Annotated in this window: 12 protein-coding genes; all 12 read left to right on the top strand. The window is 60.8% G+C overall.

Annotation, left to right across the window (positions count from 1 at the left end; genetic code table 11):
• Positions 1 to 361 precede the first annotated feature (361 nt).
• The 12 genes from arcD to V3W39_RS32565 all read left to right on the top strand — a co-directional run bounded on the left by arcD (position 362) and on the right by V3W39_RS32565 (position 14882).
• The gene (arcD, locus tag V3W39_RS32620) at positions 362 to 1789 is read left to right on the top strand and encodes an arginine-ornithine antiporter (protein ID WP_330214099.1); all 1428 of its coding nucleotides are present in this window, start codon (positions 362 to 364) and stop codon (positions 1787 to 1789) included.
• A 24-nt stretch (positions 1790 to 1813) separates the two neighbouring features.
• A complete protein-coding gene (gene arcA / locus V3W39_RS32615; protein WP_177042771.1) occupies positions 1814 to 3070 on the top strand; it encodes an arginine deiminase in 1257 nt (418 codons plus the stop codon).
• 69 nt (positions 3071 to 3139) lie between these two features.
• Positions 3140 to 4150 (top strand): ornithine carbamoyltransferase, encoded by a 1011-nt coding sequence (locus tag V3W39_RS32610; RefSeq protein ID WP_010169901.1) that lies wholly within the window; start codon positions 3140 to 3142, stop codon positions 4148 to 4150.
• Positions 4151 to 4346: 196 nt separating this feature from the next.
• The gene (gene arcC, locus V3W39_RS32605) at positions 4347 to 5276 is read left to right on the top strand and encodes a carbamate kinase (RefSeq protein ID WP_177042772.1); all 930 of its coding nucleotides are present in this window, start codon (positions 4347 to 4349) and stop codon (positions 5274 to 5276) included.
• An 18-nt stretch (positions 5277 to 5294) separates the two neighbouring features.
• Positions 5295 to 5657 carry a DUF5064 family protein gene (locus V3W39_RS32600; RefSeq protein WP_010169903.1) on the top strand — a complete coding sequence of 121 codons (363 nt, stop codon included), beginning with the start codon at positions 5295 to 5297 and terminating at the stop codon, positions 5655 to 5657.
• Positions 5658 to 5779: 122 nt separating this feature from the next.
• Complete coding sequence (locus tag V3W39_RS32595) at positions 5780 to 7288, top strand: sigma-54-dependent transcriptional regulator (RefSeq protein WP_177042774.1); 1509 nt, start codon at positions 5780 to 5782, stop codon at positions 7286 to 7288.
• Between the two features lie 421 nt (positions 7289 to 7709).
• Positions 7710 to 8093 (top strand): glycine cleavage system protein GcvH, encoded by a 384-nt coding sequence (gene gcvH / locus V3W39_RS32590; protein WP_003220049.1) that lies wholly within the window; start codon positions 7710 to 7712, stop codon positions 8091 to 8093.
• Positions 8094 to 8103: 10 nt separating this feature from the next.
• The gene (gcvP, locus tag V3W39_RS32585) at positions 8104 to 10950 is read left to right on the top strand and encodes an aminomethyl-transferring glycine dehydrogenase (RefSeq protein ID WP_330214098.1); all 2847 of its coding nucleotides are present in this window, start codon (positions 8104 to 8106) and stop codon (positions 10948 to 10950) included.
• 190 nt (positions 10951 to 11140) lie between these two features.
• On the top strand, positions 11141 to 12517 hold the full coding sequence (locus tag V3W39_RS32580) for an L-serine ammonia-lyase (protein WP_177115524.1): 1377 nt from the start codon (positions 11141 to 11143) through the stop codon (positions 12515 to 12517).
• A gap of 39 nt (positions 12518 to 12556) precedes the next feature.
• Positions 12557 to 13681: a glycine cleavage system aminomethyltransferase GcvT gene (gcvT, locus tag V3W39_RS32575; protein ID WP_177079788.1), complete on the top strand. Its 1125-nt coding sequence runs from the start codon at positions 12557 to 12559 to the stop codon at positions 13679 to 13681.
• A 393-nt stretch (positions 13682 to 14074) separates the two neighbouring features.
• Positions 14075 to 14287: a cold-shock protein gene (locus tag V3W39_RS32570; RefSeq protein WP_003316897.1), complete on the top strand. Its 213-nt coding sequence runs from the start codon at positions 14075 to 14077 to the stop codon at positions 14285 to 14287.
• Between the two features lie 106 nt (positions 14288 to 14393).
• Positions 14394 to 14882, top strand: coding sequence for an RDD family protein (locus V3W39_RS32565; RefSeq protein ID WP_177042779.1), 489 nt, complete (start codon positions 14394 to 14396; stop codon positions 14880 to 14882).
• The last annotated feature ends 191 nt before the right edge of the window (positions 14883 to 15073 follow it).

Genomic DNA, 15073 nt, shown 5'->3' with positions numbered 1-15073 from the left:
TTTACTAAGCCGACGCCGCGTTTATTAGATATAGCTAATAAAGCCGCAAGCTTCATAACTTAAAGGCATGACAATAAACAGCGTTAAGGCAAATTTATAATTTAAATAACACTGCTCTGGAAAAGTTTGCATATCTGGAAATACGGACTAGCTTCAAAGGTCCATGCTAATGAGAAAAGCTGTTGTTTGAAACGCAGAAACGCTCTACCACGAGCCTCTGCGGGGCACTTGAGCGCCCGTACCTTTCATCATAAGTCATTAATTCACAATGGAATGTGCCAATGAAGTGATCTGAGTCAGCTGTTTGATTAGCGCACGGATTTATTCTGTGGTCTCTCTTCTCCTGCATTGGAGTCATGCGATGTCTGAATCTCCCGGTAAACTTCGATTAGGTGCCCTGGTTGCACTTGTCGTGGGCTCAATGATTGGTGGCGGGATCTTCTCACTGCCGCAAAACATGGCCGCAAGTGCCGACGTCGGCGCCGTCCTGATCGGCTGGGTCATTACCGCAGTCGGTATGTTGACCCTCGCTTTCGTGTTTCAAACCCTGGCCAATCGCAAGCCCAACCTCGACGGCGGGGTGTATGCCTACGCCAAGGCCGGGTTTGGCGACTACATGGGTTTCTCGTCCGCCTGGGGTTACTGGATCAGTGCCTGGCTGGGCAACGTCGGCTACTTCGTGCTGCTGTTCAGCACCCTTGGTTACTTCTTTCCGATCTTCGGCGAAGGCAACACCCCGGCGGCGGTGATCGGCGCCTCGGTGCTGTTGTGGGCCGTGCACTTCCTGGTACTGCGCGGGATCAAGGAAGCGGCGTTCATCAACCTGGTGACCACCGTCGCCAAGGTGGTGCCGCTGGTGCTGTTCGTGTTGATCGCCCTCTTCGCGTTCAAGCTGGACATCTTCACCGCAGACATCTGGGGCGTGAAAAACCCGGACCTGGGCAGCGTGATGAACCAGGTACGCAACATGATGCTGGTCACCGTCTGGGTGTTCATCGGCATCGAAGGCGCGAGCATCTTCTCGTCCCGTGCCGAAAAACGCTCGGACGTGGGCAAGGCCACCGTGATTGGTTTTATCACTGTGCTGCTGTTCCTGATGCTGGTGAACGTGCTGTCCCTGGGGATCATGACCCAGCCGGAACTGGCCAAATTGCAGAACCCGTCGATGGCCGCCGTGCTGGAGCATGTGGTGGGGCATTGGGGCGCAGTGCTGATCAGCGTCGGCTTGATCATCTCTTTGCTGGGGGCGTTGCTGTCGTGGGTGCTGCTGTGTGCGGAGATCATGTTCGCCGCCGCCAAGGACCACACCATGCCGGAGTTCCTGCGTAAGGAAAACGCCAACCACGTGCCGGTCAACGCCCTGTGGCTGACCAACGCCATGGTCCAGGTTTTCCTGGTGATCACGCTGTTCTCGGCCAGCACTTACCTGTCGCTGATCTACCTCGCCACCTCGATGATCCTGGTGCCTTACCTGTGGTCGGCGGCCTATGCACTGCTGTTGGCGGTGCGCGGTGAGACCTACGAAAACGCCCTGCGCGAGCGCAAGAACGACCTGTTTATCGGTGCGGTCGCGCTGATCTACGCGGTCTGGCTGCTCTATGCCGGCGGCACCAAGTACCTGCTGCTGTCCGCCCTGCTCTACGCCCCCGGCGCAATCCTGTTCGCCAAGGCCAAGCACGAGCTGGGCAAACCGATTTTCACCAATGTCGAGAAACTGATTTTCGCCGCAGTGGTCATTGGCGCCCTGGTGGCGGCCTATGGGCTCTACGACGGTTTCCTGACCCTGTAATTATTGTTCACTGGAGGATCTGTAATGACCACGGAAAAAGTGAAGTACGGCGTACATTCCGAAGCCGGCAAACTGCGCAAAGTCATGGTGTGCTCCCCAGGTTTGGCCCACCAGCGGCTGACCCCCAACAACTGCGATGAACTGCTGTTCGATGACGTGCTGTGGGTGGCCCAGGCCAAGCGCGACCACTTCGACTTTGTGACCAAGATGCGCGAGCGCGACATCGATGTGCTGGAAATGCACAACCTGCTGACCGACATCGTTGCCATCCCCGAAGCGCTGGACTGGATCCTGGAACGCAAGATCACCGCCAACCAGGTCGGCCTGGGCTTGGTCAATGAAGTCAGCTCGTGGCTGCGCAGCCTGGAGCCGCGCAAGGTCGCCGAGTTCCTGATCGGTGGCGTGTCGGCCGATGACCTGCCGAGCAGCTTCGGTGGCAAGACTATCGAGATGTTCCGCGACTTCCTCGGCCACTCCAGCTTCATCCTGCCGCCGCTGCCCAACACCCAGTTCACCCGCGACACCACCTGCTGGATCTATGGCGGCGTGACGCTGAACCCGATGTACTGGCCGGCGCGACGCCAGGAAACCCTGCTGGCGAGCGCCATCTACAAATTCCACCCCGAGTTCACCAACGCCGACTTCCAGGTGTGGTACGGCGACCCGGACCAGGAACATGGCAACGCCACCCTGGAAGGCGGCGACGTGATGCCGATCGGTAACGGCGTGGTGTTGATCGGCATGGGCGAGCGTTCCTCGCGCCAGGCCATCGGCCAGCTCGCGCTGAACCTGTTCAAGCACAAAGCCGTGGAGCGCGTGATCGTTGCCGGCCTGCCGAAGTCTCGCGCGGCGATGCACCTCGACACCGTGTTCAGCTTCTGCGACCGCGACCTCGTCACCATCTTCCCGGAAGTGGTGAACCAGATCGTCGCCTTCACCCTGCGCCCGGACGAGACCAAGCCCGGCGGCATCGACATCCAGCGCGAAAAAACCAACTTCCTCGACACCGTTGCCGCCGCCCTGAACCTCAAGGCCCTGCGCGTGGTGGAAACCGGCGGCAACAGCTTCGCCGCCGAACGCGAGCAGTGGGATGACGGCAACAACGTGGTAGCCGTGGAGCCTGGCGTGGTGATCGGCTACGACCGCAACACCTACACCAACACCCTGCTGCGCAAGGCCGGCGTGGAAGTCATCACCATCAGCGCCGGTGAACTCGGCCGGGGCCGTGGCGGCGGCCACTGCATGACCTGCCCGATCATTCGCGACCCAATCGACTATTAATATTTTGGCCTTGGCCGCTGCTTATCCAGCAGTGGCCAAGGGGATAACCGAAACCTAAGGAGATCCACCATGGCTTTTAATATGCGCAACCGCAGCCTGCTGTCGCTGATGCACCACACCACCCGCGAACTGCACTACCTGCTGGACCTGTCCCGCGACCTCAAGCGCGCCAAATACACCGGCACCGAGCGTCCGCACCTGAAGGGCAAGAACATCGCGCTGATCTTCGAAAAAACCTCGACCCGCACCCGTTGCGCCTTCGAAGTCGCGGCCCACGACCAGGGTGCCCACGTCACCTACATCGACCCGGTGTCGTCGCAGATCGGCCACAAGGAAAGCATGAAAGACACCGCCCGCGTCCTCGGTCGGATGTTCGACGCCATCGAGTACCGTGGCTTTGAACAGGAAATCGTCGAGGAGCTGGCCAAGTTCGCCGGCGTGCCGGTGTTCAACGGCCTGACCGCCGAATTCCACCCCACCCAAATGATCGCCGACACCCTGACCATGCGCGAACACAGCGACAAGCCGCTGCATGACATCAGCTACGCCTACCTGGGCGATGCCCGCTACAACATGGGCAACTCGCTGCTGATGATCGGCGCCAAGCTGGGCATGGACGTGCGCATCGGCGCGCCGAAAGCCCTGTGGCCGCATGCTGACTTCATCAAGCAGTGCCAGGAGTTCGCTGAAGAAAGCGGCGCGCGCATCACCATCACCGAAGACCCGAAAGAAGCGGTGAAAGGCGTCGACTTCATCCACACCGATATCTGGGTGTCCATGGGCGAGCCGGTGGAAGCATGGGACGAGCGTATCGAGCAACTGCTGCCGTACCAGGTCAACGCCAAGATGATGAAAGCCTCGGGCAACCCACGGGTGAAGTTCATGCACTGCCTGCCGGCATTCCACAACAGCGAGACCAAGGTCGGCAAAGACATCGCCGCGCGGTATCCGAACCTGGCCAATGGCGTGGAAGTGACCGAAGAAGTGTTTGAGTCGCCGGCCAACATTGCCTTTGAACAGGCGGAAAACCGCATGCACACCATCAAGGCGATTCTGGTGTCGGCGTTGGCGGATATCTAAACCAACACCGCTCTCACTGTCGGAACAGACTCAATGTGGGAGTGCTTTTGTGGGAGCTGGCTTGCCTGCGATGCAGACGCCTCGGTATTTCAGATGTACCGAGGTGATGCCATCGCGGGCAAGCCCGGCTCCCACCCAAGCCCGCTCCCACAGTTTGCCCTGTGTTCACAAGGCCGAATTTTAGAAGGATTGCATTATGCGTATCGTCGTAGCCCTGGGCGGCAACGCCCTTCTGCGTCGTGGTGAACCCATGACCGCAGACAATCAACGGGCCAATATCCGCATCGCCACCGAACAGATCGCCAAGATCCATAAAGGCAACGAGCTGGTGATTGCCCACGGCAATGGCCCGCAAGTGGGCCTGTTGTCGCTGCAAGCCGCGGCCTACACCCAGGTCTCGCCCTATCCACTGGATGTGCTGGGCGCCGAAACCGAAGGCATGATCGGCTACATCATCGAACAGGAACTGGGCAACCTGCTGGATTTCGAAGTGCCGTTCGCCACGCTGTTGACCCAGGTCGAAGTCGACGCCAAGGACCCGGCCTTCCAGAACCCGACCAAGCCGATCGGCCCGGTCTATTCCAAAGCCGAAGCAGAAAAACTCGCCGCCGAAAAAGGCTGGGCAATTGCTCCCGATGGCGACAAATACCGCCGCGTGGTCGCCAGCCCACGGCCGAAACGAATCTTTGAAATCCGCCCGATCCAGTGGCTGCTGGAAAAAGGCAGCATCGTGATCTGCGCCGGCGGCGGCGGGATTCCGACCCTGTATGGCGAAGACGGCAAGCTCAAGGGCATTGAAGCCGTGATCGACAAAGACCTGTGTTCCTCCCTGCTGGCCGGGCAACTGGACGCCGATTTGCTGGTGATCGCCACCGACGTCAATGCCGCGTTTATCGACTTCGGCAAACCCACTCAGAAAGCCATCGGCCAGGCGCACCCGGACGAAATGGAAAAGCTCGGCTTCGCCGCCGGCTCCATGGGGCCCAAGGTTCAGGCGGCATGCGAGTTCGCCCGCCAGACTGGCAAAACCGCAGTGATCGGTTCACTCTCGGACATCGAAGCGATCGTCCAGGGCAGCGCCGGCACCCGCATCAGTACCGCAAAACCTGGCATCACCTACCTGTGAAGTAGAGGAGAAACGCCTATGGCTACCTTTGAACCTGGTCACTTGCACATCGAACGTCACGCGCTGAACAAGGATGACTACAGCTACAACCTGTGCATCGACTACGAAGTCAGCCAGGACCCAAAGGAAGGCAAGGGAATGCTCTTCAAGATGCACGGTTCGGTGCAGGGCAAGGACCTCAAGGAAGAGTTTTTCCTGCCCAAGGACCAGTCGTTCGACTTCGCCCGGCAGGCGATGAACATCGCGCAGAAATACGGCATGCCGAAGATTGCCGTGCTCAATGGGCAGATGCACAAGCAGTACGACCTGATGTTTGAAGATGTGCGGCATCAGCTGGATGTGAAGCCGGGGGATCCGATCAAACCTGAACACCTGGAATAACCCGATTTCATTAACACCGGCGATCCCCTGTGGAGCTGGCTTGCCAGCTCCCACATTTTTGATCTCCACCACCTGTCAGGCATACTTGCCCCCTCTCGCCCGCCAGAACCGCTAACCGCCCCATGCGTATCCACGTCAGCTTCATCGACCGCGTCGGCATCACCCAGGAAGTCCTGGCCTTGCTCGGTGGGCGCAATCTCAACCTGGATGCGGTGGAAATGGTGCCGCCCAACGTCTACATCGACGCCCCGACGCTGAGCGCCGAGGTGCTGGAAGAACTGCGCGACGCACTGTTCAGCGTGCGCGGCGTGCAAGCCGTGACCGTGGTCGACATCCTCCCCGGCCAGCGCCAGCACCTGCAACTCGACGCCCTGTTGGCCGCCATGACCGACCCGGTATTGGCCCTCGACAGCGCCGGCAAGATCCTGCTGGCCAACCCGGCCTTGATCGCGCTGTACGGCCGCGAGCCCGCAGGCGAAAGCATCAACGAACTGTTCGATGACCCAACGTTGCTGGCCACCTTGCTGGAACACGGCTTTCGCCTGGCCCTGCGGGAAATCAGCGTCAACGGCCAAACCCTGCTGCTGGACGCCACGCCGATCACCGACGCCGGCGCCCTGCTGACCCTGTACCAACCCAACCGTATCGGCGAGCAACTGTCGGCGCTGCACCACGACCATGCCGAAGGGTTCGACGCGCTGCTGGGCGAGTCCCCCGCGATTCGCACCCTCAAGGCGCGGGCGCAACGGGTGGCGGCGCTGGATGCACCGTTGTTGATCCAGGGCGAGACCGGCACCGGCAAGGAACTGGTTGCCCGCGCCTGTCACGCCATCAGCGCCCGCCACAGTGCGCCATTCCTGGCCCTGAATTGCGCGGCATTGCCGGAGAACCTGGCCGAGAGCGAACTGTTCGGCTACGCCCCCGGCGCCTTCACCGGCGCGCAGCGCGGCGGCAAGCCGGGGCTGATGGAACTGGCGAACCAGGGCACGGTGTTCCTCGACGAGATCGGCGAGATGTCGCCGTACTTGCAGGCCAAGCTGCTGCGGTTTCTCAACGACGGCAGCTTCCGCCGGGTGGGCGGCGACCGTGAGGTGAAGGTCAATGTGCGGATCCTCAGCGCCACCCACCGCGACCTGGAAAAGATGGTCAGCGAAGGCACCTTCCGCGAAGACCTGTTCTACCGCCTCAACGTGCTCAACGTCGAAGTGCCGCCCCTGCGCGAACGCGGCCAGGACATCCTGCTGCTGGCCCGCTACTTCATGCAGCAGGCCTGCGCACAGATCCAGCGCCCGGTCTGCCGCCTGGCGCCCGGTACCTACCCTGCCCTGCTGGGCAACCGCTGGCCGGGCAACGTGCGGCAATTGCAGAACGTGATCTTCCGCGCCGCGGCCATTTGCGAGAGCAGCCTGGTGGACATCGGCGACCTGGACATCGCCGGCACCTCGGTGGCGCGCCAGAGCGATGGGGAAATCGACAGCCTGGAACAGGCCGTGGAAGACTTCGAACGCACCTTGCTGGAGAAGCTGTACGTCAGCTACCCGTCCACCCGCCAACTGGCCAGCCGCCTGCAAACTTCCCACACCGCCATCGCCCACCGGCTGCGCAAATACGGCATCCCCACAAAACCCTGAAGCAACTCGGTCAACCCTGTGGGGAGCCAGCTTTTGTGGGAGCTGGCTTGCCTGCGATAGCATCAACGCAGTGTGACTGACACACCGAGGTGCCAGCATCGCGGGCAAGCCCGGCTCCCACATTGATTGCATTCCAGGTCCGACCTCAAAAGCGACCTGCACCTGTACTGAAAGCGCTACAGCGGAACGATATCGATACACCCCCTTTCAACCGTCGCCATGCAAGGCTTTGATCCTCATAGGCTTTTTTTCGCCCTCCAACCTGTAGCGATATCGCTACAGCTGTATTTTCTACACCACCCCAAAAAATCAATAACCAATTGATTTATAAAGATAAAAAAACGTTGGCCGCGTTTTTGCTAAGCAACTCCCCATTATTCCAATCCCGTCCACCAGACGAATCTGGCCCTGAGGAGTTTCCATGAGCGAGTTGCGCTTTACTGAAGATCACGAATGGCTGCGCGCCGAAGCCGACGGCAGCGTGACCGTGGGCATTACCGCTTTCGCGCAGAACGCGCTGGGTGATGTGGTTTTCGTGCAACTGCCTGAGCTGCAGTCCTACGACAAAGGTGCAGAAGCTTCCACCGTTGAGTCGGTCAAGGCCGCCAGCGGTGTGTACATGCCCCTGGACGGCGAAGTCCTCGAAGTGAACGACAAACTGGACGGCAGCCCCGAACTGGTCAACGAAGACCCGATGGGCGAAGGCTGGTTCTTCCGCTTTAAACCGGCTGATGCCGATGCAGTAGCTAAGCTGTTGGATCAGGATGCGTACGACCGCCTGATCAAAGCCAACGCTGAAGCCTGAGGAGCGCGCCATGACTAATCTGACCACCGCCAACGAATTCATCGCCCGCCACATCGGCCCGCGCCAGGAAGACGAGCAACAGATGCTCGCCACCCTGGGCTTTGACTCCCTGGAAGCCCTGAGCGCCAGCGTGATCCCGGAAAGCATCAAGGGCACCGCCGTGCTGGGCCTGAGTGATGGCCTGAGCGAGGCCGATGCACTGGCTTCGATCAAGGCGATTGCCGCCAGGAACGAGCTGTTCAAGACCTACATCGGCCAGGGCTACTACAACTGCCACACGCCGTCGCCAATCCTGCGCAACCTCCTGGAAAACCCGGCCTGGTACACCGCCTACACGCCTTACCAGCCGGAGATTTCCCAAGGCCGCCTGGAGTCGCTGCTGAACTTCCAGACGCTGATCAGCGACCTCACCGGCCTGCCGATCGCCAACGCATCCTTGCTGGACGAAGCCACCGCCGCTGCCGAAGCCATGACCTTCTGCAAACGCCTGAGCAAGAATAAAGGCAGCAACGCGTTCTTCGCCTCGGTCCACAGCCACCCGCAAACCCTCGACGTGCTGCGCACCCGTGCCGAGCCTCTGGGCATCGACGTGGTAGTGGGCGACGAGCGTGAACTGACCGACGTCAGCGCCTTCTTCGGCGCCCTGCTGCAATACCCGGCCAGCAACGGTGACGTGTTCGACTACTTTGAGCTGACCGAACGCTTCCACGCAGCCAACGCCCTGGTGGCCGTGGCCGCCGACCTGCTGGCCCTGACCCTGCTGACCCCGCCGGGCGAGTTCGGCGCCGACGTGGCCATCGGCAGCGCGCAACGCTTCGGCGTACCGCTGGGCTTCGGTGGCCCGCACGCGGCGTACTTCTCCACCAAGGATGCGTTCAAGCGCGACATGCCGGGCCGTCTGGTCGGTGTGTCGGTCGACCGTTTCGGCAAGCCGGCCCTGCGCCTGGCGATGCAGACCCGCGAGCAACATATCCGCCGCGAGAAAGCCACCAGCAACATCTGCACCGCCCAAGTGCTGTTGGCCAACATCGCCAGCATGTATGCCGTGTACCACGGCCCCAAAGGCCTGACCCAGATTGCCAACCGCATTCATCACCTGACCGCGATCTTCGCCAAAGGCTTGAGCGCGTTGGGCCTGGCGGTTGAACAAGCCAGCTTCTTCGACACCCTGACCATCAACACCGGCGCACAAACCGCCGCCCTGCACGACAAGGCCCGCGCCCAGCGCATCAACCTGCGTGTGGTCGATGGCGAGCGTCTTGGCCTGTCGGTAGACGAAACCACCTCCCAAGCCGACATCGAAACCCTGTGGAGCGTGTTCGCCGGTGGCAAGGCCCTGCCGGACTTCACCGCACTGGCTGCCAGCGCTGAAAGCACCCTGCCCGCCGCGCTGCTGCGCCAGTCGCCGATCCTCAGCCACCCGGTGTTCAACCGTTATCACTCCGAAACCGAGCTGATGCGCTACCTGCGCAAGCTGGCCGACAAGGACCTGGCCCTGGATCGCACCATGATCCCGCTGGGTTCGTGCACCATGAAGCTCAACGCCGCCAGCGAAATGATCCCCGTGACCTGGGCCGAGTTCGGTGCCCTGCACCCGTTCGCCCCGGCCTCGCAAAGCGCCGGCTACCAGCAACTGACCACCGAACTGGAAGCCATGCTCTGCGCGGCCACCGGTTACGACGCGATCTCCCTGCAACCGAACGCCGGTTCCCAGGGCGAGTACGCGGGCCTCTTGGCCATCCGCGCCTATCACCAGAGCCGTGGCGAAGAACGCCGCGACATCTGCCTGATCCCGTCGTCGGCCCACGGCACCAACCCAGCCACCGCCAACATGGCCGGCATGCGTGTTGTAGTCACCGCGTGCGATGCCCGCGGTAACGTCGACATCGAAGACCTGCGCGCCAAAGCCATCGAGCACCGCGAACACCTCGCGGCACTGATGATCACCTACCCGTCCACCCACGGCGTGTTCGAAGAAGGCATCCGCGAAATCTGCGGGATCATTCACGACAACGGCGGCCAGGTGTACATCGACGGCGCCAACATGAACGCGATGGTCGGCCTCTGTGCCCCGGGCAAGTTCGGCGGCGACGTGTCCCACCTGAACCTGCACAAGACCTTCTGCATCCCGCACGGCGGTGGCGGCCCGGGCGTCGGCCCGATTGGCGTCAAATCCCACCTCACGCCGTTCCTGCCCGGCCATGCCGCCATGGAACGCAAGGAAGGCGCGGTCTGCGCCGCACCGTTCGGCAGCGCAAGCATCCTGCCGATCACCTGGATGTACATCAGCATGATGGGCGGCGCGGGCCTCAAGCGCGCTTCGCAGCTGGCGATCCTGAATGCCAACTACATTTCCCGTCGCCTGGAAGAGCACTACCCCGTGCTGTACACCGGCAGCAATGGCCTGGTGGCCCACGAATGCATCCTCGACCTGCGCCCGTTGAAAGACAGCAGCGGCATCAGCGTGGATGACGTGGCCAAGCGCCTGATCGACTTTGGTTTCCACGCCCCGACCATGTCGTTCCCGGTGGCCGGCACCCTGATGATCGAGCCGACCGAAAGCGAATCCAAGGAAGAACTGGACCGCTTCTGCGACGCGATGATCGCCATCCGCGAAGAGATTCGCGCAGTGGAAAACGGCACGCTGGACAAGGACGACAACCCGCTGAAGAACGCACCGCACACCGCGGCGGAACTGGTGGGCGAATGGAGCCACCCCTATAGCCGCGAGCAAGCGGTGTACCCGGTTGCGTCGCTGATCGAAGCCAAGTACTGGCCGCCGGTTGGCCGGGTCGACAACGTGTTTGGCGACCGCAACCTGGTGTGCGCGTGCCCGTCGATCGAAAGCTACGCGTGATCTGACTGACTGAACTCGGTCAAATGTAGGAGCTGGCTTTTGTGGGAGCTGGCTTGCCTGCGATGCGGGCACCTCGGTCTATCAGGTAGACCAGGGTGATGCTATCGCAGGCAAGCCAGCTCCCACACAAGCCCGGTTTCTACACTGAGCGAGCGAGTCTTCCAAAATAATAAGAAACCGGAGAACAACCATGTCCCTTAGCGTGTTCGACCTGTTCAAGATTGGCATCGGCCCCTCCAGCTCTCACACCGTCGGCCCGATGCGCGCTGCTGCCCGATTTGTTGAGGGGCTAAAGCGTGACAACCTGCTGAGCGCCACCAATGGCATCAAGGTGGAACTCTATGGTTCGCTGGGCGCCACTGGCAAAGGCCACGGCAGCGACAAGGCCGTGTTACTGGGCCTGGAAGGCGAACACCCGGACACCGTGAACACTGAAACCGTCGCCGCCCGTTTGCTGGAAATTCGCGGCAACGCCCGCTTGAACCTGCTCGGTGAACACAGCATTGCGTTCAACGAGAAAGAACACCTGGCGATGATTCGCAAACCCCTGCCCTATCATCCCAACGGCATGATCTTCCGCGCGTTCGACGCCGCCGGTTTGCAGATCCGCAGCCGCGAGTACTACTCGGTGGGCGGCGGATTTGTGGTGGATGAAGACGCCGCCGGCCACGACCGGATTGTCGAAGACGCCACGCCCCTGACCTTTCCCTTCAAAAGTGCCAAGGACTTGCTTGGCCATTGCGCCACTTATGGGCTGTCCATCAGCCAGGTGATGCTGACCAACGAAAGCGCCTGGCGCCCGGAAGCAGAAACCCGCGCAGGCCTGCTGAAGATCTGGCAAGTGATGCAGGATTGTGTGGACGCAGGCTGTCGCAATGAAGGGATATTGCCCGGCGGCCTGAAGGTCAAGCGCCGCGCCGCCGCGCTGCACCGCCAACTGTGCAAGAACCCGGAATCGGCGCTGCGCGACCCGTTGTCGGTGCTGGACTGGGTCAACCTGTACGCCCTGGCGGTCAACGAAGAAAACGCCAATGGCGGGCGCGTCGTAACGGCGCCCACCAACGGTGCGGCCGGGATTGTGCCGGCGGTGTTGCATTACTACATGCGCTTTATCCCGGGTGCCAGCGAAGACGGCGTGGTGCGTTTCCTGCTCACCGCCGCGGCCATCGGCATTCTGTACAAGGAAAACGCCTCGATCTCCGGCGCCGAAGTCGGCTGCCAGGGCGAAGTCGGCGTGGCCTGCTCCATGGCGGCCGGCGCTTTGTGTGAAGTGCTGGGCGGCACGGTTTCCCAGGTGGAAAACGCCGCAGAAATCGGCATGGAACATAACCTGGGTCTTACCTGCGACCCGATTGGCGGGCTGGTGCAGGTGCCCTGCATCGAGCGCAACGCCATGGGCTCGGTCAAGGCCATCAATGCGGTGCGCATGGCCCTGCGCGGCGACGGGCAACACTTCGTGTCCCTCGACAAAGTCATCCGCACCATGCGCCAGACCGGCGCCGACATGAAAAGCAAATACAAAGAAACCGCCCGTGGCGGTTTGGCGGTCAACATTATCGAGTGCTGACGCCCACAAGCGCGTCCGCACGTTTTTCAGGAGCTGAATATGTCCACCGAAACCCTGTTGAAAACCCCGTTGCACGCTCTGCACATCGAGTTGGGCGCACGCATGGTGCCCTTCGCCGGCTACGACATGCCGGTGCAATACCCGCTGGGCGTGATGAAGGAACACCTGCACACCCGTGAACAGGCCGGGTTGTTCGATGTGTCCCACATGGGCCAGATCCGCCTGACCGGCGCCGGTGCCGCCAAGGCCCTGGAAAGCCTGGTGCCTGTAGACATCATCGACCTGCCGGTGGGCATGCAGCGCTATGCAATGTTCACCAATGAGCAAGGCGGGATCCTGGATGACCTGATGGTCGCCAACCTGGGTAATGACGAATTGTTCCTGGTGGTGAACGCTGCCTGCAAGGACCAGGACCTGGCCCACCTGCGCCAGCACATCGGTGACCAGTGCACCATCGAGCCGTTGTTTGAGGAACGCGCCCTGCTGGCCCTGCAGGGTCCGGCCGCCGTCAGCGTACTGGCGCGCCTGGCACCGGAGGTCAAGCACATGACCTTCATGCAATTCGCACCGACCCGCCTGCTGGGCGTGGACTGCTACGTCAGCCGCTCGGGCTACACCGGCGAAGACGGTTTCGAAATCTCGGTGCCGGCCGCCAGTGCCGAGGCCCTGGCCCGCAGCCTGCTGGCCGAAACCGAAGTACAGGCCATCGGCCTGGGCGCCCGCGACTCCCTGCGCCTGGAAGCTGGCCTGTGCCTCTATGGCCATGACATGAACACCGAGACCACACCGATTGAAGCCAGCCTGTTGTGGGCGATCTCCAAGGCCCGTCGGGCCGATGGCGCACGTGCCGGCGGCTTCCCGGGCGCCGACGCGATCTTTACCCAACAGCAAACCGGTGTGAGCCGCAAGCGCGTGGGCCTGTTGCCGCAGGAGCGCACACCGGTGCGTGAAGGCGCAGAAATCGTCGACGAACACGGCACCGTGATCGGCAGCGTCTGCAGCGGCGGTTTTGGCCCGAGCCTGGGCGGCCCGCTGGCCATGGGTTACCTGGACAGCGCGTTCATCGCACTGGATACCGAAGTGTGGGCGTTGGTACGTGGGAAAAAGGTGCCACTGCGTGTAAGTAAAATGCCATTTGTGCCACAGCGTTACTACCGTGGTTGATTGACTGTTCCTATAAGTAACGCGGTTGCGTTAAAGCGCACTAATTTGTAACGCAACCGCCACATAAAAGTGCATTGACGATAGTCAATGTTATGTTCAGTCACCTATAACAAGTGACCAACTCTATCGAATAAACAAGCCCTCCATTGTTGACCGAAGTGTTACAAAGCCGAGCAAACGCTGGGCTTTTACCGGGGCTTGTTTTTTCCGCCTTAGTTGGCGTAGAGTTTGACCACTGTGTTTGCATGGGTCGCTTGGAACCTGGACCTGGGCAGTAGCTGAAGTAGTTGTGCTACAACCCGTTCGACGTCTCTTACTTTCCTGCAACCCAGCCCAGTACTCTTTCATGTGAAAGGGGCTGTCATTAATTTTTTGCGTCAAGGAAATAAGAAAATGGCTGAACGTCAGAGCGGTACCGTCAAGTGGTTTAACGACGAGAAAGGGTTTGGTTTTATCACTCCAGAAAGCGGTCCGGATCTGTTCGTCCACTTCCGCGCTATTCAGGGCAACGGCTTCAAGAGCCTGAAAGAAGGCCAGAAAGTGACCTTCATCGCGGTGCAGGGCCAAAAAGGCATGCAAGCCGACGAGGTACAAGCAGAGGGCTGATCTCTTCTGCGACAAAAAGCCTCTGATATGACATCAGGGGCTTTTTTATGGGCGCCGTACGGGTAAAAGCTCCGTAAAATGGCTTTTTTCTCAAGAGAGCCATGCCATGTCGAAACACCTGCTGAGCCCCCAAGGCGAGTTTCCCGCCGTAGGCCTGGGCCGTCGTCTGGCAGCGATGTTCTATGACTTCCTGTTGTGTACTGCCCTGCTGATTGTCACGGCCTTCATCTACAAGCTGGTGTGGATGGGGTTTGTCGGTGAGGCCAAGCTGCGGGCGCTTTCTGAGTCCGGCGCGCTGGATGGTGATCCGCTGTTGTCGACGATTTTGTTTTTTGTGTTGTTTGGTTTTTTTGCCAAGTTCTGGACCCATTCGGGGCAGACCCTGGGCATGCAGGTGTGGGGCGTGCGGGTGCAGAATGCTGATGGGTCGCGCATCAGCCTGTGGCAGGCGTTGTTGCGGTTTGTGGTGTCGATTGCTTCGTGGTTGTGCGTTGGGCTGGGGTTTATCTGGGCGCTGTTTGATAAGCACAAGCGTGGCTGGCATGACATTTATTCGGATACGCGGTTGGTGCGGGTTCCTAAGAAAAAGAAGTAGGTTTTAGATTGGGGGCATATCCGTTGCTGCGGTCAGGGCTGCTATGGGTTCCGCTCTTACAGCGGCTCACTTTTGAACAGCGCAAAAGTAAGCAAAACGCTCTTGCCCCACCACTCGGCACCTCGCCTAGGCTCGGTGTGCCCGCACTCCGGCATTACTCCGCGGGCCGCCGCGACGGGGCGTCCCTGCCC

Origin of the sequence: Pseudomonas sp. Z18(2022), assembly GCF_036346535.1 — a bacterium.
Classification (GTDB): Bacteria; Pseudomonadota; Gammaproteobacteria; order Pseudomonadales; family Pseudomonadaceae; genus Aquipseudomonas; species Aquipseudomonas yamanorum_A.
Note: the sequence above shows the minus strand (reverse complement) of the source record. Positions and strands in the feature narration are given on the sequence as shown.